The 19,559-nt window shown below is 38.2% G+C and carries 23 protein-coding genes; 15 read left to right on the top strand and 8 right to left on the bottom strand.

The features are described 5' to 3' along the window. Positions 1–308: 308 nt before the first annotated feature. Both msrA and DSM106972_RS26630 read right to left on the bottom strand, forming a co-directional pair. Positions 309–782 (bottom strand): peptide-methionine (S)-S-oxide reductase MsrA, encoded by a 474-nt coding sequence (gene msrA, locus DSM106972_RS26635; RefSeq protein ID WP_127083524.1) that lies wholly within the window; start codon positions 780–782, stop codon positions 309–311. Between the two features lie 48 nt (positions 783–830). After that, entirely contained in the window at positions 831–1,379 is a 549-nt protein-coding gene (locus DSM106972_RS26630; RefSeq protein WP_127083523.1) for a peroxiredoxin, read from the bottom strand. 188 nt (positions 1,380–1,567) lie between these two features. Here DSM106972_RS26630 and DSM106972_RS26625 point away from each other — a divergent pair, with 188 nt between their 5' ends. The 3 genes from DSM106972_RS26625 to DSM106972_RS26615 all read left to right on the top strand — a co-directional run bounded on the left by DSM106972_RS26625 (position 1,568) and on the right by DSM106972_RS26615 (position 3,443). Continuing rightward, on the top strand, positions 1,568–1,990 hold the full coding sequence (locus DSM106972_RS26625) for a Fur family transcriptional regulator (RefSeq protein WP_127083522.1): 423 nt from the start codon (positions 1,568–1,570) through the stop codon (positions 1,988–1,990). After that, positions 1,959–2,570, top strand: a complete 612-nt coding sequence (locus DSM106972_RS26620) for a hypothetical protein (protein ID WP_127083521.1) — start codon at positions 1,959–1,961, stop codon at positions 2,568–2,570. The genes DSM106972_RS26625 and DSM106972_RS26620 overlap by 32 nt, the downstream gene beginning before the upstream one ends. 117 nt (positions 2,571–2,687) lie before the next feature. After that, positions 2,688–3,443: a TIGR04283 family arsenosugar biosynthesis glycosyltransferase gene (locus tag DSM106972_RS26615; protein WP_127083520.1), complete on the top strand. Its 756-nt coding sequence runs from the start codon at positions 2,688–2,690 to the stop codon at positions 3,441–3,443. Here the strand turns inward: DSM106972_RS26615 and DSM106972_RS26610 are convergent. Beyond that, positions 3,425–4,159 carry a DUF547 domain-containing protein gene (locus DSM106972_RS26610; protein WP_127083519.1) on the bottom strand — a complete coding sequence of 245 codons (735 nt, stop codon included), beginning with the start codon at positions 4,157–4,159 and terminating at the stop codon, positions 3,425–3,427. The two genes, DSM106972_RS26615 and DSM106972_RS26610, sit on opposite strands and share 19 nt — an antisense overlap. On the opposite strand from DSM106972_RS26610, the gene DSM106972_RS26605 reads away from it, so the two are divergent. From DSM106972_RS26605 to DSM106972_RS26580, 6 genes are all read left to right on the top strand, one after another. Continuing rightward, a complete protein-coding gene (locus DSM106972_RS26605; protein ID WP_127083518.1) occupies positions 4,146–4,925 on the top strand; it encodes an N-formylglutamate amidohydrolase in 780 nt (259 codons plus the stop codon). The two genes, DSM106972_RS26610 and DSM106972_RS26605, sit on opposite strands and share 14 nt — an antisense overlap. Before the next feature lie 252 nt (positions 4,926–5,177). After that, positions 5,178–5,726, top strand: coding sequence for a hypothetical protein (locus tag DSM106972_RS26600; protein ID WP_127083517.1), 549 nt, complete (start codon positions 5,178–5,180; stop codon positions 5,724–5,726). 26 nt (positions 5,727–5,752) lie between these two features. Beyond that, positions 5,753–6,214 (top strand): hypothetical protein, encoded by a 462-nt coding sequence (locus DSM106972_RS26595; protein WP_127083516.1) that lies wholly within the window; start codon positions 5,753–5,755, stop codon positions 6,212–6,214. Positions 6,215–6,359: 145 nt separating this feature from the next. Beyond that, positions 6,360–7,601: a sensor histidine kinase gene (locus DSM106972_RS26590; protein ID WP_233787266.1), complete on the top strand. Its 1,242-nt coding sequence runs from the start codon at positions 6,360–6,362 to the stop codon at positions 7,599–7,601. A gap of 323 nt (positions 7,602–7,924) precedes the next feature. Next, positions 7,925–8,098: a hypothetical protein gene (locus DSM106972_RS53885; RefSeq protein ID WP_233787267.1), complete on the top strand. Its 174-nt coding sequence runs from the start codon at positions 7,925–7,927 to the stop codon at positions 8,096–8,098. Between the two features lie 115 nt (positions 8,099–8,213). Then, the gene (locus tag DSM106972_RS26580) at positions 8,214–8,468 is read left to right on the top strand and encodes a type II toxin-antitoxin system HicB family antitoxin (protein ID WP_127083515.1); all 255 of its coding nucleotides are present in this window, start codon (positions 8,214–8,216) and stop codon (positions 8,466–8,468) included. Here the strand turns inward: DSM106972_RS26580 and DSM106972_RS26575 are convergent. Next, positions 8,451–9,899 carry an RtcB family protein gene (locus DSM106972_RS26575; RefSeq protein WP_127083514.1) on the bottom strand — a complete coding sequence of 483 codons (1,449 nt, stop codon included), beginning with the start codon at positions 9,897–9,899 and terminating at the stop codon, positions 8,451–8,453. The genes DSM106972_RS26580 and DSM106972_RS26575 overlap by 18 nt on opposite strands. A gap of 359 nt (positions 9,900–10,258) precedes the next feature. Here DSM106972_RS26575 and DSM106972_RS26570 point away from each other — a divergent pair, with 359 nt between their 5' ends. Beyond that, complete coding sequence (locus DSM106972_RS26570; RefSeq protein WP_127083513.1) at positions 10,259–11,227, top strand: ferritin-like domain-containing protein; 969 nt, start codon at positions 10,259–10,261, stop codon at positions 11,225–11,227. 81 nt (positions 11,228–11,308) lie between these two features. On the opposite strand, the gene DSM106972_RS26565 is transcribed toward DSM106972_RS26570, so the two are convergent. After that, on the bottom strand, positions 11,309–12,274 hold the full coding sequence (locus tag DSM106972_RS26565) for a M48 family metallopeptidase (RefSeq protein ID WP_127083512.1): 966 nt from the start codon (positions 12,272–12,274) through the stop codon (positions 11,309–11,311). Between the two features lie 140 nt (positions 12,275–12,414). On the opposite strand from DSM106972_RS26565, the gene DSM106972_RS26560 reads away from it, so the two are divergent. The 4 genes from DSM106972_RS26560 (at position 12,415) to DSM106972_RS26545 (ending at position 16,644) form a co-directional block, all read left to right on the top strand. Then, complete coding sequence (locus tag DSM106972_RS26560; RefSeq protein WP_127083511.1) at positions 12,415–13,941, top strand: helicase C-terminal domain-containing protein; 1,527 nt, start codon at positions 12,415–12,417, stop codon at positions 13,939–13,941. Positions 13,942–14,057: 116 nt separating this feature from the next. Continuing rightward, positions 14,058–14,273, top strand: a complete 216-nt coding sequence (locus DSM106972_RS26555) for a DUF2839 domain-containing protein (RefSeq protein ID WP_127083607.1) — start codon at positions 14,058–14,060, stop codon at positions 14,271–14,273. A 983-nt stretch (positions 14,274–15,256) separates the two neighbouring features. Further along, positions 15,257–15,604 (top strand): DUF1815 family protein, encoded by a 348-nt coding sequence (locus DSM106972_RS26550; RefSeq protein ID WP_073617601.1) that lies wholly within the window; start codon positions 15,257–15,259, stop codon positions 15,602–15,604. A gap of 545 nt (positions 15,605–16,149) precedes the next feature. Further along, positions 16,150–16,644 carry an acyl-CoA thioesterase gene (locus DSM106972_RS26545; protein WP_127083510.1) on the top strand — a complete coding sequence of 165 codons (495 nt, stop codon included), beginning with the start codon at positions 16,150–16,152 and terminating at the stop codon, positions 16,642–16,644. A 74-nt stretch (positions 16,645–16,718) separates the two neighbouring features. Here DSM106972_RS26545 and DSM106972_RS26540 read toward each other — a convergent pair whose 3' ends face one another. From DSM106972_RS26540 to DSM106972_RS26530, 3 genes are all read right to left on the bottom strand, one after another. Further along, a complete protein-coding gene (locus DSM106972_RS26540; protein ID WP_019493714.1) occupies positions 16,719–16,901 on the bottom strand; it encodes a hypothetical protein in 183 nt (60 codons plus the stop codon). Between the two features lie 246 nt (positions 16,902–17,147). Continuing rightward, positions 17,148–18,338 carry a 1-deoxy-D-xylulose-5-phosphate reductoisomerase gene (dxr, locus tag DSM106972_RS26535; RefSeq protein WP_127083509.1) on the bottom strand — a complete coding sequence of 397 codons (1,191 nt, stop codon included), beginning with the start codon at positions 18,336–18,338 and terminating at the stop codon, positions 17,148–17,150. Between the two features lie 161 nt (positions 18,339–18,499). Next, a complete protein-coding gene (locus DSM106972_RS26530; protein ID WP_127083508.1) occupies positions 18,500–18,997 on the bottom strand; it encodes a pentapeptide repeat-containing protein in 498 nt (165 codons plus the stop codon). 26 nt (positions 18,998–19,023) lie between these two features. Here DSM106972_RS26530 and DSM106972_RS26525 point away from each other — a divergent pair, with 26 nt between their 5' ends. Continuing rightward, on the top strand, positions 19,024–19,467 hold the full coding sequence (locus tag DSM106972_RS26525; protein ID WP_127083507.1) for a YraN family protein: 444 nt from the start codon (positions 19,024–19,026) through the stop codon (positions 19,465–19,467). Positions 19,468–19,559 lie beyond the last annotated feature (92 nt).

Genomic DNA, 19,559 nt, shown 5'->3' with positions numbered 1-19,559 from the left:
TCCGTTTCACATCCGTTGCCAATCTACCCGCCAAAATAAATGACATGGACTACCAATAGTCTGTGTCATAAGTTTTGAAATATTGGTTTGCAACGGATGCAACGGATGTAACGGATGAGTTATTCGTCAAAAATCTAGATTTTGTTATCTAAAATTACCTATCCGTTACATCCGTTTCACATCCGTTGCCAATCTACCCGCCAAAATAAATGACATGGAGTACCGAATACTTCATGTCATAAGTTTTGGTGTGTTGGCGCCTGCCATTACGGTATTGTAGGGTGTGGCTTTGACGCACCCTACTCAATTTAATAATTGTTATTATTATTACAACGAACTTTCTCGAAATACTGTTGATGTTCGTCTGATGCTAACCAATATGCTGAAGCTGGCTTAATATCTGTTACAATAGCTTTCTCAAACTTGCCAGAAGATTGTAAACTCTGTTTAGAGTTTCTGGCGATAGCTTCCTGTTGAGTTATATGGTAAAAAATAACACTCCGATACTGTTCACCTCGGTCGGCGCCTTGTCGATTTAAACTTGTAGGGTCGTGAATATTCCAAAATATATTCAATAGCTTTTCATAACTTACAATATCAGGGTCGTACTCAATCTGCGCTACTTCTGCATGTCCAGTAACTCGCGACACCACATCAAGATGACACGGGTTTTCAAAATGTCCCCCCATGTAACCCACAGAAGTTGATAATACTCCCTTGACTTTACGATAAGCTGCTTCAACACCCCAGAAACAGCCGCCTCCAAATGTTGCTTTTTCCATATATATACAATATAGGGTAAAGGTTTTTCCTTTACCCCCTACCTTACTTTATACTGCGGCGCCTACACGAGCGCTCTTAAGATAAGCAAGCATAGTGTCAGCATCAGAAACTTCAAACGGGTCAGTAGTACAGTTATCTTCGTGACCTTCTTCGATAAATATTTTTTCGATTTTGCAATCATCAATCACCATTGCATAACGCCAAGAACGCATTCCAAAACCCAAGTTGGACTTATCTACAAGCATTCCCATTTTACGGGTAAACTCACCATTGCCATCAGGCAAGATAAACATTTTGTTGATACCTAAATTTTTAGCCCACTGGAACATAACAAACGCATCGTTCACAGACAAGCAAATAACCTCGTCAACTCCCTGCGCTTTAATTTCATCGTAAAGTTCTTCATAACGTGGTAAGTGCGTCGAAGAACAGGTAGGAGTAAACGCTCCAGGCAATGCAAGCAGTACAATTCTTTTTCCACCAAAGATTTCTTGTGTCGTCCGGTCTTGCCAACGAAAAGGGTTAGCTCCACCAATTGACTCATCACGTACACGGGTTTTGAAAACTACGTTTGGTACTTTTGTTACCGCTACCATCTCCATTACTCCTAATCTATGTATGTTTGTTGCTGGTTTTACTTTTGACTCCAAATCAGAATAATTCTGATTTAAGAATTAGTCAATAGTAATAAATACTTATATTCAGTAATGTTTCTGATTGTAGTATGATTTCAAGACGTGAACCATTACAATATAGAGACACTATCGAGTAGCAGCAATAAGCAATGAAAGAATTAGTCGATGACATAGTTAAGACCTTAAGAGGAAAAGGTCTAAAAGTGACACCTCAACGTTTTGCCGTTTATGCGAACTTACTGTCACGTCAAGACCATCCAACAGCAGAGCAGATACTTATTGACCTGAATAAGCAGGCGCCAATATCATCGCAAGCAACGGTATACAGTGCGCTTCAAGCTTTACGCGATGTTGGTTTAGTGCGTGAAGTTCTTTTAGAAGCGGGTGTATCACGCTACGACGCGAATGTAGAAAAGCACCATCACTTTTATTGTCGTGAGTGCAAAACAATAGAAGATATTCCTTGGGAGGCTTTTCCTGATGTTAGTTTAGATAAATTACGTCCAGGGTTAAAAGCGCAAACTTACGAAGTTACTGTATATGGAACCTGCAACTGTGATGTCCAACACTGATTTTTTTGCTGACTTAGCCCAAGCAGCTTTATCATTTCGAGATAGCAGTAAAACTCGTCCCAAACCTGATGTAGTTGTGAATGCACTACTACAAGCAGAGAAAACAGCAAAGCAACAAAAATTAACGTACCCGTTTGCCTCATTATCAGGGAACTGGCGCCTATGTTTTGCCACCGGAACACGTAAAGTCAGAAAACGTTCCGGCATAATTTTAGGTAAAGGTTTTTACATGCCTAAATTTTCTCCTGCTTATATAAGTTTTGATACATTAGATACATCTATAAACAGAGGTAGAATAAGTAATAAAATTCAGTTTGGCGGATTTACACTAGAATTATCAGGCTTAACTCAATATATAGATAAAAAAAATCTACTAGCTTTTGACTTCCATACTTATGAAATAAATTTATTTAATTACAAAGTATATAGTGGTAATGTGCCTGGTAGTAAAACAAATCAAAGTAATTTTTATGACCAAAAGATAGGCAAACTAGCGTTTTTTGCATTCTTTTTAATAACTGAAAATTTTATTGCAGCGCGTGGTCGCGGTGGTGGTTTAGCATTATGGATAAAAGAATAATTGAGGTAATCTGACTATGAAAAGAATAGCTGGCTTAATATTTTTTATTGTGATTGTGGTAGCGGCTGTCACTCTTGGATTAAACTGGATGCGGCGCCAAAAAACTACAAGAAGATAATGTCGAGTGTATCGATTATCATACCTACTCTTAATGAAGCAAGCAGTTTAGAGCAAACACTGCGTCAGCTAACTGTTCTTAACCCAAAGGCAAAAGAAATTGTGATAGTTGATGGAGGAAGTTCAGATAATACAATCGAATTAGCTAAACACTGCTTGCATTTTTTCCCTCTAAATGTAGATGTACAAATTATAAAATGTGATATAAAAGGACGTGCGGTTCAAATGAACTTTGGCGCCAGGAATGCGAGTGGTGATATTTTATGCTTTCTCCATGCTGATACTCAGGTATCCCATGATATAGTCACAGTGATAGAACAAACTCTGACAAACTCAAAAATTTCCTGTGGTGGATTTATTTCTTTAATGACAGGCACTCAAACAACGCGCTGGGGTATATCGCTGCACAATTACCTCAAAACTTACTATGCACCCTTAATATTTCGTCCTTACTCATTTTTTAAAGGTTTGCGATTATTATTTGGCGACCAAGTAATGTTTTGTAGGCGCCAGGATTTTTTAAAATGTGGTGGGTTTAATGAAGCATTACCAATTATGGAAGATGGTGATTTGTGTTTAAAATTATTCAAATTAGGACAAATTCGCTTAGTTAACCGCGTTGTTACAACTTCTGACCGTCGCGTTGCACGTTGGGGTGCAATTAAAGCAACAGCTATTTATTTATATGTGGGAATTTTGTGGGGTGTTGGTGTTGATGCGAATTATCTCAAAAAGTTTTATGAGGATATTCGGTAGAACTGCTGATTAAGATTCCAGTCATAGTACAAATATTTTACTGGTGTTGATGCTGTGAGTGGTAGTTCGGTATTTAGGTAAGAGCGTATATATTCGGGTACAGATGGCGCCACATGTAGAAAGTCTTGACGGTACCATTTAAATATTTTGCTACAATAGAGTATCTCTTTATCTGCATCGTATTTTACTTTGTCTGGATTATTAATAAAACGACGCGCGTCATCATCTAATTGAGAAAGAACTTGTTCGGGGTAGTAAGCACCCGCACGCAGTAACGGACAACCGATAGAAGCGCATACTATAGCAAAATGTATTCGTGGTTCCTGTAATTTTTCTCTTAGTATCTTGTTTTCAATTTCAGCTAAACTGTAGTTTTTACCGCCAACTATATAAATCTGACGCTGAAAAAACCATAAGAAACCTAGCCAATTTGGTATTCCTAAAATTCGTGGTAATACTGACTTAATTGGATATTTTTCTAAAATTGTTGCAACTGTAAACGCATTATATAAGTTTATCCACAAAGCCAACTGGTCATTAATGTTTAGGGGAGTGCCTGCATTCTCGTTTATTTGTAATGTTGCGATACTCAATAGCCAATTAGCTAACACCTCTGGTTCATCCCGTTTCCAAGCAGCGTAGTTAACACGTCCCTGCTCATTAACATATTTTTTCAGCAATGTATCCCACAAATCAAAATTGATGGAATTATTCACAATACATACACCTACAGTTAAAGCAATACCGCTAATTGCTAATTTACCTCATAGTGGGTTATACATTCCGCCGGATATTGCTGTAATGATGGCGCCTGCTCATCTCCAATCGTTACCCAATAGCGACTGGCATCTTGAAAAACTTTACGATTTTTTACCATCGTTGGGCATTACAGTTATGCAAGCTAACTACAATCGTTACGTAGTTGACTTAAACAGACAAGCCAAAGAACCATTAAGCGGCAACTTTTGGTCTGCGGTCGTTCCACTGCAAACAGCTTTTGGTAAACCAATATATCAAACCACTCCGGCGCCGTACCAAATTCAAGAACGCATTAATAAATATTATATAACTTACCATAATCAACTTAGCCAACTTATAGAACAAAAAGTTCGAGAGTTCGGCAAAGTATATTTACTTGACTTGCACAGCTTTGGTGGGTTAATAGATGACGAAGTTTGTTTAGGCAACGTCAACGGCAAAACCTGTACAGAAAACTTTATAAACACCGTTGAGCTAGCTTTTATTAATCAAAAATATCAAGTCGTCAAAAATAAAACCTTCACAGGTGGATATATTACAAGACATTACAGCGAAAACAAGAACGTAGAAACTTTGCAAATAGAAATTAGATATCAAACATATCTATCAGAGCAAGACCTTGACAAACCGCTAATTCCCCAATGGGATGTACCAAACTTTTATTTCTCAAAAGTAAAATTACAACAAATCATCGCTGATATTGCCAACAAATACAACGAATAACTTCTATCTTGCACCTAGAACAGAAACCGGGCTTCTTGCCAAAAATCTTGCTATAATACGTTGATTTTTCGTATAGAAGCCCGGTTTCTTTGAGCTTCCGGTAAAATAACTCATCCGTTACATCCGTTCATCATCCGTTGCCAGGTTTCTTAATTATAAAGTTTTAGTAAAGTTGTCAAATACCAGTATTTATTGCAGTGACATCTTAGGTTTACTATCTTAAGTTAGAATTGTGTAATCAAAAAAATGTCAATGAAAAAAACATTTTTATTGAGTTTAATTTTTTTGTTGGGGTCTCCTGGATTATTAGTTGCTCAAACTAGTGCGGCGCCAGTACCTTCTCAAACAATTTACGCTCAAACAAAAACTAATAGTTATGAGACTTATCATAACGAACATCAGAACTTTTATATTTCTTATCCCAAGAATATTTTTGTTCTAAAAAAACCACAGTCAGCGTATCACTATGGAGGAGAGCAAAGCTTTGTCTCTAAAGATGGACACGCAAGTATGTTTATTTCTGGTTTCTATAAAGCAGATTTTTCAGATAGTGGTTGGAATGGTGTACCTTTAAAACAACTTTATACAGAAGCGTTACAGCAAAAAGGTCGAAATATCAGCTATAAAGCTTCAGGAAACAATTGGTATGTTGTTTCAGGGATGGAAAATGGCAAAGTTTTTTACGAAAAGATTATTTTGGCAAGCGATAAGAAGATAAATTTTATGATTCGCTACCCAAAGTCTCAAGAAAAAATCTACAACGCTATAACTGAAAAGGTTGTTAATTCAATAAAATACTAACTCAATCAATAATTCAGGAAAAAATCATGCAAGTGACAAAACTATTTACTGCTGCTGTATTAGGTATTGGTATTCTATCTACCGCAATTCTTCCTGCAATGGCTGATAAAAAATTTGATAATTTCAAGAAAAATCAGCTTGCTCAGTTTAAAGGAGACTCTCACCCTGAAACCTGTAAGGAGAAAACAATAACACGAGGTTCTTTAAGATACGATTTATGTCAGCATAAAGGTAAACCAGCATACATTAGAATTACTGATGATGGAACTCCAATCAGTTTTTATGAATTTAAAAATAGACAGTTAGTACAATCCTGTAGTATTGATGCTTTTATTTGTAGTGGGTACAAAAATAATCGACTAGTTGCTATTTGGAATTTAGAAGCTCAAACGGTAGATTTCAATGTCTCATCAGAAAGTAACCGAGAAATAGAAACAAGCAATTTAGCTGAAGCTAAGAAAGCATTAAGAATATTTGGCTACAAATAGTATAAAAAACCGGGTTTCTATGACAATTAGGTATAAGTATACTAAATGGTATATTAAAGTTTCAGTAATATTCCATACTTAGTTTGTCATACTCCATACAATTAGCACATAATAGAATAGTCAGATTACAGTGTGCAATCAACTCATGCTGACTTCATCAGTGGTTTTATCTATCATTGTCACCATGATTATTCTCGGCGCCGGAATTATGGGGCTGTGTATTTTTAGAACAAGTAAAATTTTAACTTTATTTGAAATAGAAGCCGACCGTTCTAGTTGGCAAATAATGTATAGATTGATGATTTTTTTCCTATGTAATTACTCATTATTAGCTTATCTAATTAGTGCAAGGCTTTTTGAATGGATACCGTTGTTGACTGGAATGGTTTTCTTTTTCGGAGCGCTGTTTGTTTGGTTTAGCGTCAACGTGTACTATCGGACTCTAAATCGATTTTTGCAAATACAAGATAAGTACCGAGCGGCAAAAGAAAATGCTGAAACTCTTTTATTTCAATTGCAGAAAGTTCAACAATCGCAATTACAATCAATTCATCGTGAAACAATGTTAGCTTTAGGGCAAATGGTTGCTGGAGTCGCACACGAAATTAATAACCCAGTCAGCTTTATAGAAGGCAACCTAGGGTATGTTAGTTCATACACTAAAAATTTGTTAGACCTTTTAGATACTTACGCTTCTGTATACCCAAATCCTGATAGTAAAGTAATTAATGCCATAGCTTCAAGTGACTTAGAGTTTATCAAATCCGATTTTCCGAGCATTCTAAATTCTATGGAATCAGGCACAACTCGTATTAATGAAATAGTACAGTCACTCTCAAGTTTCTCACGGTTGAATGAAACAGACTTTAAAAAAGCTGATATTCATGAAGGTATTGATAGTACACTAACAATTTTAAGCCATCGTCTTAACTCTTGTGGGCACCGGACTAAACACATTGCAGTAATTAAAGAGTATGGCGAAATTTCAAAAATATATTGTAACCCTCGTATATTAAATCAAGTATTCTTTCACGTTATCAATAATGCTATCGACGCACTAAATAAAAAAGCAGCCACTAGTCAAATCGAAGAAGAAGAAACACCAACTATTCGCATTTGTACATCATATTCTCAAAAAAATGAAATTAACATTCAAATAATCGATAACGGCAGCGGAATTACTAAAGAAGTTTGCAAAAATATCTTTAGACCGTTTTTTACCACTAAACCAGTAGGACAAGGTATAGGTTTAGGCTTATCTATAAGTCATCAAATCATCGTCGAACAGCACGGTGGTACAATCAAATGTACATCAACCGAAAATCAAGGCGCCGAATTTCTAATTACACTCCCCATTGATGAATCTTTAAAATTTTCTCAAAGTTAAGTACACCCACATTAACTACATAACTCTAAAATCAATCTTGTGGAGCGGCTGTCCCCAGCCGCCCTAATTGTAAAAAATAGAAATATTTCACATCTTTTATAGCAATTTTAAACTATAAACAGGCGCCGTCTTCACATAATCGATTGTGGAAAAGTTCAGTTAAAATTAAAAAGTTATAACTTCAACTATTATATATAGGTCTATGTCAGAGCAAAGTATAATTCACAACCAACCAGAAAATGAAACCGAATCTAACAATACTTATGTATCAAGAACAGATATTTTAAAAGAAATGCAGCAATTACCCAGAGAATACTGAAAGTGTGACACAAACAGCAGTTTCAGAACCAACTCAAGAAACCGACCCACTAATGCAGCAACATCGCGCATTAGTTGAGTTAAGTAAACAATGGATAGAAGAAGGAGATGAAAAAGAACAAACGGAAACATGGGAATATCTCCGCCAAAATTTAGATAAACACCGCACTTCCATATAGAGTAGTGTTGCGATGAGTCGAATAGTTATGCTAAACAGTGGGCCGTTAGGCATGATACTTCTATCCTCAGTTAATCCTTTAAACTAGAGGTATTACTAATACTAGGCTTATTTCTATGAAGTCGCTGCAAGACTATACAATCATTATTCGTCCTGATGACAACGGTACATTTGTGGCTTACGTTCCTGCCATTCCTAGTTGCCATGCTTGGGGGCAAACTATGGACGAAGCGCGTGCTGAAATTGTTAATGTTTTTGAGATGATACAAGAAGAATATGCTGAAGAAGAACGGGCAAGGATGCCCGTTCCACAAGAGGTTCCACAAGAGATTGCACAAGATGGGTTTTTGTTTTTAGGCTTTGAAGGTTAATATTGGGCTTAACGTTGCTACAACTTCTATCATTTTTGCTTCTACTTGTACATCAATAACTGATTGTATGGGTTTGTAAGCGACAGGCGCCTCTTCAATTCGACGTTCTTCCCGTAAAGTAATACAATCAACTCCAGTTAATCCTAGTTCTTCTTTGGTATATGAAGCACCTTGACGGGTTAATTCAAAGCGACTACGTTGTCTTCCTGCACCGTGAGATGCGGAATTTAGAAATTTAGGGTTACTTTTTCCCACACATAAATATGAACTGGCGCCCATTGAACCGGGAATAATTACGGGTTGGTTATCAAATGCTGGACAGGCGCCTTTACGTGTCACCCATTTGTTAATTACGGGTTGAGGTAAAGTAATGTTGTGAGGTAAATCGTAAACTAGCGGCGCCTCGATATCACCGAATACTTGGCGTAACCGTAGTCGTAATAACTCCGCTAAAAGTAAACGATTCATAAATCCATAGTTTGCTGCTGTTGCTTCTGCTTGTAGATAACTTGCTACGAGTTCAGGGTGCGAATTTGTTGATAATGGGAAGATGTTCGAGTCAGGATATTTTACACTTTTACCCCAAGCAGCTTTTGCTTTATCACGCCATGCACCACCGATATATTTACCGACGTTACGTGAACCAGAATGAATCATAAAAGCAAGCTGCCCTTCTTTTACTCCCCATAAATGCGCGAGTCTACGATTTTCAATTTTGTCTACACGTTGAATTTCCACAAAATGATTACCACCACCAATAGTGGCTAAACCTCCATCGCGCACAACTCCTTCATCTGGCACAAGTTCGGATGGCGCCTTTTTCCAGCTACCTTCCATCGAACCATTAAGAAAAATACGGTCTACTTCTTTGGCTAACTGTGCAAAATCTGATTTAACAAAACTTCCTGTTGGCGCCTTCCACATAGCATCAACCCATCCCAGGACACCATCCTGAAACAGCGCGCGCATTGTAGAAGCACTCATTGTGACATCACGAGTACCAAAAAAGTAATCGCCTTTCATTAATTCAACAAATTTATCACGCTGTGCCAGAAATTTCTCGATGGTTAAATTTGCAACATGTAACCGCATCCCGCAGTTAATATCAGAACCGACGGCAGCAGGAATCACCATATTCTCGGTTTCAATAACCGAACCAATAGCAACACCTGCATCTCCTGGATGAAAATCTGGTGTAGCACAGGCGCCGCATACACACCCACCAGCAGGATGCTGCATACTAGCAAGTAGCGCAAGTTGATTCAAAGCCTTTGCTTCAACTAGAAAATCTTCGGGTAAAAGAACCGAAGCAACAGGTACATCTTGCTTTAATTTATTTAAGCGAACCGAATAGGTTTTATTTTCGTAACTAACATTTAGACCCTGACGCGACAACGCACGCAGGAGACGACACATATTTTTGGGCTGCATGAAACCTCTAGTTGTAAATAACTAGTACTCAAGTAAGTTTTTACTTTTGAAGAGTTGAGACATGGTTCAGCAGCCGCGTCTCTTTTGGTGTTTGCTTAATCACATTTGTACTTAAACAACATGCAACTAGCTAGGTGATGTATTTACTATTGCACAAATTGCAGAAAATGAGGTTGGATATATGACAGATTTTTTAGTGCCACATAACTAAATAACTAAATTGCTCTATTTATGACAGGCTGGAATATAGATTACTTTTTTTGGCATTCCCTTTCTACCACAAGCGTGAATAATTTTATATTTTTGATGCAACCTCGGCTAGATACGCTGTCTGTGGTGTCGTCTGATTTATAAATAAAATGATTAAACAACAATTTATACCAGGGTCAAATCTACCAAATTCCGAAGAAAATAAACTTTTATGTTGGCTTTCTTCTGAACTAGGCGCCCGACTTGGGCACAACAGTCAATTATCACCTACAGAGAACACCCCTATCTACTGGGGCGCCAGCTATTTTGGCTTGAACAAAGTCAAAAGCTTTCAATCTGCTGATTTTTACCATCAAACCAAAATATTACAGCTTTGCAATTACTATGTACTAGAACAAATATACATAATTGAAAAAGCTTGTGTAAATTATATGGCAAAGCTGGTGCTGATGCATGAAAGTACTGAAGAACAAATGCTCTATAGTTTGTTTTGTGCTGATGAAGCGATGCACGTGGCCAAAATTAAACCATTTATTCCAATTCCACCATCAACAATACAGCAAGACGAAAACAATCAATTACTCAAATTTTTAAATGATGTAATTGATGTTCAAGATAAAGCTGTTATTTTATTTGTGCTTCTAGTTTTAGATGGGTGGAGTTTGAGTTACTATCGTAGCTTGGCAATAGAATGTTATGAACCTGATATAAGCTTGATATTACAAGGTTTTTTGACAGATAAAAGCCGTCATCACGCAACGTCGGTAATGTTATTTCATAATTTGCCTTTAAGTACAGAAAGCCAAAGCACAATTGTGGAAACTTTATCTAAATTTTTGCTTGTTATGCAGGTTGAACCACAGCAAATGATTGTCTCGGTAATGGCACAAATTAAAGGAGATTTATCGCGACACCAAAAAATCCGTATTTTTGAGGAGCTAGACACCGAAGCTCAAAGCGTGACTCGTTTAAAATTTTTGCGCTCTTTGATGCGAAACCCCAATTCTTTTAGTGTTGTACAGATGCTAGAAGCGCGCGGAGCTTTCCAGCCATATAATCAAAAAAAAAGTGGCTATGCCACTTATGCTTGTAATTCCCAGGTAGAACCTAAAAGTTAGTATATTGCTTATACAATTTTCAAATAGTATAAACCTACACTGTTCAGAAATTTTAATTGTTGTAGAGCAATTTTTAGGCTATTATTGGTTTCCCGTCCTACGGATTCTCTCAATTTCACGCTGGAGTTCCTCAAGCTGGCGCCTGAGTTGATCAGCTTCAGTATCATTATTTACCTCAACATTAACGGCTCCTTCAGCAGGTGAACGCATGTAATTGCCCTGAAGTATTTGCTGATATTCTTCTGATACTGCCCACTCACGCAAATAATGCACACGCTCGACAGCGAAAGGGTGGCTTTGCATTTCCCCTATTACCCCCGAATACATTAGCAGTTTGTAAACCTGGTTCAGCCCGTCTTCATCGAGTGCCTGATATTCTTCGGACTGTTTTATAAACTCTTGTAAATGGCACTCGTGGGCATAATTTATACTACCTCCACTTATTTTCATCATCGTCTTCATCACCGTGTTTAGGTCTTCAATAACAAGCAAAGCTGCACGGTCACACGATAATTCAGCTTTACGGCGCCATTCGTAAAAGGCTAGCAATAAACCCTGGCTGACAAATTTACCTACACCAAATGTTACCTGACCAATCGCAGTTGCAGCCTGACTCACCCACTTCGCCATTTGAATTAAAATAGTATGACCACACTTAATATGCCCCAGTTCATGGGCTAACACCGCCCTAATCTCGACTTCACTAAGCAAGTCTAGTATACCTGTATTGATGACGATGCAGGGGTTTTCTTTTCCAAGCGAGTAGCTGTTGGCGACAGCATTTTGTTCGATGAACAGTTTAGGCTCGTAGGTAATGTCCAAATCCCGCACGCATTCGCGAAACATATGGTAAATAGTGGAATATTGACGAGGCCCAACTTGGATGGTGTTGCCCATTAGAAAAACTAACTGCGGGCGTTCGGCAAAAAATTCTACAAATTTACGTGCAAGGAAATCGAACCCTGGTAGGCTGCGGAGCGTCTGTTCCGCTTGCCTATCTAAGGGATGTCGGAATGCTTCCGCTTTAATTCCTGGGTAAGAAGCCATAATGCAATTTGTTTATAACCAAAACGTTCGTTATGTGGCTAATATAACAATTGCCCACATGGTTAACGATGGCGCCTCGTTTTTGTGGAGCGCGCATAATTGCTCTCTAAAGTCAAAATTTCGTATGGAACGTAAAGCGTGTGATTGAGGCAGAAGTTCATTTGTCATTACACAACTTCCTGCGGTCGCAGGCGGGTTTCCCAGCGTGGCACCATCATTTAACGATGGCGCGGTTGGTTGCGCGCGCCTTGCGTTTGGGAAGAAGCGCCTTAATTCAAGTCGGCGCAGTTTGTGGTTATCAAGGTAGGTATCGCACTAGTTTTATTGCGTCGGCGTTAATGTGGCAATCTGGAGTCGTTATTGTTGCTCCTGAAGTTATACAAAATCGTTTGCTCAAAGTCGAAATTCCTCGTTTACAGCAGTGGTTACGAGTTGATAAGCCAATTAGAACGGGTGATGCTTGGGTCGGTGGTGACTTTCAAGGAATACTTTTAACGACACCTGAAGTTTGGCTAAACGCGCAACTTACACAAAACGGCGCCTTCAGAGTTGGAATTCCTACAATTATTGATGGTATTGATGATTTAGAAGATTGGGTGCGCGCGAGTCTTACTGTTACGCTTTCTCCTAATTGCTGGGACTCGCTTGCGCTAGCTTATCCGTTTCACGAGTCAGTTATTCGCAATGCGAGGGTTGAATTAACGCACAATATCTTTAAACATCCCGCTAATCCTTACGAATGCTATGCAGTCTCTGATCTTGAAATCGAAATTTTACAGCGATTGTATTCAGTTTTAGATATACCTACCCTCCCTGACACATGGAAAAAATTCTATTCTAATTTTCAACCTCAATCTGAATCTCCTCTTCTTTGGGCTACTATTAATCGAACGTATGGGACATTTTATTTACATACCTGCCCAGTTAAATTCGGTCAAATATTGGCGCCGATTTGGCAGCGTCAACCAATTGTACTAATTGGTAGTGCTGTAGAAACAGAAACCGAGGCGCCATTATTTCGAGAGCGTATGGGTGTAGGAGAGGTAACTTGTTTAAAATTTTCTGGTGATAATCAAACCGAAGCGATACAACTTTACGTCCCTTACAACTTACCCCTACCTAATACACCCGAATATCAAGCGGCATTTATTCATAAAACCCGTACATTAGTATGCCTCAGTGCAACGGCGCCTGGGTTAACGGTAATTTTAGTAGGGGATGTGCCACTCAAAGCGCAAGTGGGGACAATTTTGGCATCAGAATTTGGTTCACGGGTGCAAGTTGAGAAAACTTGTTTGGATGAAAACGGTATTTTAGTGACAGGTTGGGAATTTTGGCGTGAGCATCAAAGCGTTTTACCTTCACCGACTCTAATGATTATTGCCACATTACCTTTACCATCGTTGGAAAACCCCTTGGTATCACTAAGGGTGTCATATTACAAGCGTACACATCAAGATTGGTTTCGGTTATACCTTTTACCCACAGCTTTAAATGAATTACAGCGTGCCATCGCACCAGTTCGTGAAAACCAAGGAGTGGTCGCTTTACTCGATAGTCGTGTTGTTAACCGTAGCTATGGCGCCCAAATTCTCAATTCTCTTAGTCCGCTTTCTCGCATTAACTACCTCGACCCAAATTTATTCAACTCAACCAACAATGACTAATTATTATGTACTACTTTGATAATATTCTGTAACCTATAACGTATGCTCAATGCCCATTTAATCGCGCTATGATAGCGCGTGTAAGTGTGTTTGAAATACCAAATTTTAATCAAATTATGGGTGAAGCTAAACGTCGCAAAGAATCGCTAGGAGAAAAATACGGGCAGGAACAGCAAATTCTGCCGTGGTTGCCCATTACTAAAACCCAAGCCGAAAAGTTTGTCAAATGGACTACTAAGGGCGCCTGGTTTGGAATTGGTGCAATGGTCGCTATCTGGTTAACAGTGCGTTTTATTGGTCCAGCTTTCGGTTGGTGGCAAACTGTAGATTAATAGCCAAAAAGGTCAAGGGAAAAGATTTAACATACGTATCTATTTTCCCTGACCCAGTTGTATTTTTATTAAACTAGTGTAAATACTTGGACAAATAGTAATCTACAATACTGAAAATTCTAAAATATAACTAACGGTTGAGAGCTAAGTAGTTATTGATACTTTTTTATTAAAGCTTAAGAATCGACCTGCCGAAATGGCAACATTCTCTACCGAGGCTCAGTTATCTTCATTTTTATCAGTCGAGCGATTCAGGGTTACTTCGGGATTGTAGTCAAACTTATATCAGCAGCAGCATTGATATAAGTCTATACAAGTTATTAGGTGTATTAACCAATTAGGGCATCTATTAAATTAGTACGAAAGCAGACTATCTTGACTATTAGTCTAATTCAACACTTTTTTTACTTATACTTAGTTGTATTTTTAGTTGGAAGGCAAGTGAAATAAGCTTTTGCCTTGTAAGAATACAACAAGGATATAGCAAAAGCGTGTATATATTTAGACTTGTGTACTCAAGAATAGCGATTTTTTTATTTGCGTTATTGTTAGTGTGAAAGGCTTATAGTCTTGAGCAAACTGATGGTACAAAATTAAAAATTCCATCGTTTTTCTTAAGAAAAGTAGCACATGTTACGGCGGTTCGTGAATTTTTGTGCTATTTGTAGCTTTTCCGTGTTTGACTTGTACTCAATCTGAGTTAGTCTTAAAGCGGAATCACTACAATGGCTAAGTCTACAAAGAAAGCATTACATGAAGATAAGGTTAAATCTGACGATTCTGTCCGATATAACTAACGTCTAAAGTGAATGTTTTGATACGGCAGCAAAAATTCCTATACACTACCTTAAGCGTGAGGTAGCTTTCCGGGACTTTGTAGATGACCTGGAAATTGTAATGATTAGTCTACAATACCAGTTCATGAGAAAATCTAAAGAAAATATAAAAGTACGCCCGATACCGTGGTGTAAGGAGGAAAAATAGTGTTTCTAAGATTAGCGCAACAACACAGGCAATTTGTCCAAGACTTGGTAATGAATTTACAGGCATTGGCGATAGTACTCGAACGTCGTGGCTATCCTGCATCTTGCTATACCTGTGGCGACCAAATGAACAGTGCTTCATTTATGGTGAGCTTAGGAGAAAACCACTTAATTCGGTTTTTGGTATCCGATTATGGAATTACCTGGACTGAAATGCGTGATGACCGTGAGTTAATGAAGTTGGAAGGAGCAGAGGCTGTTAACCAGTTACAAGAATTGGCTAATATTGTCAAATACTCTATGCAAGAGAAAGGCGCCGCTAACAAAACCCTTGCCAAGCGTCACTAAGTACAATAAATAAAGCTAGTATATTTATTTACAAAGTGCGTGAAGACAAGGTAATTATGAAATGCTCCCACTGGGAATGCTAATTGCTAATTGCTTGTTTTTAAAACGATACCAAAGTGCTAAAAACGCTGTTAGCCTTTAGCCATTGCCCTGAAGCCCAGAAAGCAAGCGTGCAACATACTCACCTTATCTCAATAAGATTTATACTAGCAAGTGGTTTTGCGGTAATAAATCAACGAGAGTAGTGATATTAAGTTGAATAGGAAGCGTATATAGCACTTCGCGAGTTAACTACAATGTAATCATGAGCAACTCAGACGGTCATGTTCATGAGTGGGGTGACATTACAAGTAATAAAACCGAAAGCGATTCGACTCGCGGTGCTATAATTGCTGACCAACAAAGAAATTAAACACAACCAAATACTTGCCAACTTATTTCTCATATTTTTGAGTTCCCAGTTATTTTTCCTAGAACTACAATATGTATTGTTATTCTATTTCCAGCATCGAAATAGTTAGGCATAAGAATGGGAAAATTTTAATATGTCGGAAGAAAAAGTAAATCAATACTCGTTACCCACAAGCACAATTACCAATCCATCATCTAGTACATACGAAAACTGGTTCGAGTATTCAGTGCGCGTATATCCTCACCACACAGACCATGCTGGAATAGTTTGGCATGGTACTTATATAACTTGGATGGAGGAAGCGCGTGTTGAGTATTTACGCACTTGCGGTATAAACTATGCCGATTTAGTTGCTTTAGGTTGCGATTTACCAGTTGTCGAGTTATCTATACGTTACCATCGGTCACTACAACTAGGAACAACAGCAATTTTAAAAACCCGCATGGGTGATTTAAGCGGTGTGCGTATTAATTTTGATTATGCTCTCGAATCTGAAGATACCCAAGAGTTATATTTAACCGCAGCAGTAACAGTCGTTGCTATAGACCGAGAGCGCGGTAAAATAATGCGCCAACTCCCTGTTAACGTCAAAGATGCGCTTCTCAAAATTACCAACCCTATGAATTAAATTATTTATAAAAACGTCCATTGTAGAGACGGGATTAATCACGTCTCTACATCTATGTGTTTCATTATAAGTAATTACCTACCACCCGTGCGCGTATTTTGAGTAAAGTATTGAATTACATCAAGTAAAGTTATACCGTAACCTGCCTGTAAAAAGAAAATTACTGCGGCAATTAATGCTGCATTTACAAGTGTTGTTTTAATGACTCTGAGAAGAAATGTAAAGATAATCCACGCTACAATTAAAGCTACGAACATATATTGTATAAAATTAGTTAAGTATGAGTTTTAGTCCTTTTACCAGACAATGGTTAATGGGTAAGTTTTAATTCTGAACCAAAACAACGATAATAGTACTCGATTTTTACGAGAGTTAAAAGAAATTTAAGTATTAATTGTTGCGGTCATTGACATTGATTGTTACATCTGTCTATTGAATTATATTTTCTCTATGCTCTTCGTGGCTTTGTTTCCCCCGGACTTATACATCCGAGGGATTTGTAACTAACGTAATGAAATAAACTGGGGACGATTTTCTAATTGCTCAGTAACATCTATAACTTGTTGTCTTGCCCATTTATCGGCGCCTATAATATCTTCCAAAGAAGGATTTTGTGCATTATTATGACGGGCACACGTCATTTCAATACAACGTGGGATATCTAAAAACTTAATTTTCTCATCTAAAAACAGAGCTACTGCCTGTTCATTAGCTGCGTTTAATACTGCTGGCATCGAACCACCTGCCCGACCTGCTGCGTATGCTAAATTCATACATGGGTATTTATGATGGTCAGGTGAAAGGAAAGTCAAATTTCCAGCTTTGACTAAATCGAGACGTTCCCAGTCTGTAAAAATTCTTTCGGGATAAGACATTGCATACAACAATGGTAAACGCATATCAGCCCAACCCAGTTGAGCTAGTACTGAAGTATCTTGAAGTTCAATTAGTGAGTGAATAATACTTTGCGGATGAATTACAATCTCGATGTTATCGTAGTCCATTCCAAACAAAAAGTGTGCTTCAATTACTTCTAAGCCTTTATTCATCAGGGTTGCAGAATCAACGGTAATTTTGCGTCCCATTGACCAATTCGGATGTTTTAAAGCATCGGCAACTGTAACTGAAGCTAAATCGGATACTGCCCAGTCACGGAAGGCGCCTCCTGAAGCTGTTAGAATAATCTTACGTAGTCCGTGAGTTGGTACACCTTGTAAACATTGAAATATTGCAGAATGTTCTGAGTCAGCAGGTAGTAATTTAACACCATACTCTTCAATTAAAGGTAGAACAACTGGGGCGCCTGCAATTAAAGTTTCTTTGTTAGCAAGAGCAATATTTTTACCTGCTTTAATCGCTGCAATAGTTGGAAGTAGTCCAGCACAACCAACTATACCTGTAACAACGCTTTGGGAATCACCATACGCAGCTACCTCAATAATTCCAGCTTCACCAGCAAGCAAAATTGGTTTGTAATCAAGGTCTTTAATACCATCTTGAAGTATTGACAGTTTTTCAGGAGCGCAAATTGCTGCTATACTCGGTCGAAACTGCCGAATCTGTTTGATTAGCATTTCAACATTATTACCAGCCGCTAACCCTACAACCCTGAATTGGTCAGGATATTGTGCCACAATATCTAAAGTTTGGGTTCCAATTGAACCTGTGGAACCAAGAAGAGTTATTGCTTTCACAATTTTTTAATTATTAAAGAATAACTCTAATATAAAGTTAAAAGTGCTGAGTTCAATCATAGTAATGAGTGCTGAGTGCTGAGTGCTGAGTAGTAACTCCTAACTCCTAACTCCTAACTCCTAACTCTACTCAGCACTCAGCACTTTCCACTCATCACTACTTAAGGACACATTAGTGTTTCACGGGTGTCGCGTCCGGTTTTGGGATTTATACCTTTGGCGACTTTACATAATTTTTCTTGCTCGTCGTCGCGTAATAATACGTCGGTAAAGTCTGCTCCATCAATAACGGCGCCATCAAATTTGGCACTAGCTGCGAAAGCTCCTTCTAATACTGCGTTGGTCAAGTTTGCTTTAACTAAGCGTGCGGAGTCTAAGGTCGCGTTTGTTAAATCAGCACCTGTAAAATCTACTGACTCAAGGTTTGAGGCGAAAAAACTAACACCGCGCAAATTAGAGTTAGTAAAGTTGCTTTGCTTTAAATTGGCTTTGGTAAAGCTAGAGTCACTCAAGTCACGTCCCGAAAAATCAGCGTCAATCAAAATCTCTTTGTTATAGTCGAGTGCAAAACTTGCAGGCGCCAGCCCAAAGTTGAAAGTTAAGCAAATTATTCCGTAAAAGAATAAACTAAGTATATACGTCCTAATACGTTTAGTCATATAGTTTTGAAGTAGTATTTACATTTATGGCTCCTTCTAATCATTATCTCGACATCGGTACATTAGGTGAAGACTTTGTAGCCGAGTGGTTAGCTGAAAATGGCTCAAAAATTCTACACCGCAGATGGAAGAGTGGTCGTAGAGGAGACATTGATATTATTGCGCTCGTTGAAGCAAAAGGAAAAATAAATATTACTACTCAAGAAAAAACACTAGCGTTTGTTGAAGTGAAAACGCGCAGCGCACGAAACTGGGACTCTGGAGGAAGAGATGCCGTAGAGTCACGTAAACAAACTAAAATAATTAGTGCAGCACAAATATTTCTGGCAGAACACTCAGATAAAGAAAACTATACGTGTCGCTTTGATGTAGCTATCGTCTCTTGTAAACCAAAACCTAAAAGCCAAGATGTAGAAAACTCAGAGTACTATTTAACCTTGCAAGAGTATATTACAGGTGCTTTTGATTGACGCTTAAAATCCTAGAAACCGGGTTTCTTTGTTGGAAACCCGGTTTCTTAGGTCAAGGTCACTGTACAATTATTCAATTATTTTTTCAAACT

This window comes from Dulcicalothrix desertica PCC 7102, from assembly GCF_003991905.1.
Classification (GTDB): domain Bacteria; phylum Cyanobacteriota; class Cyanobacteriia; order Cyanobacteriales; family Nostocaceae; genus Dulcicalothrix; species Dulcicalothrix desertica.
Note: the sequence above shows the minus strand (reverse complement) of the source record. Positions and strands in the feature narration are given on the sequence as shown.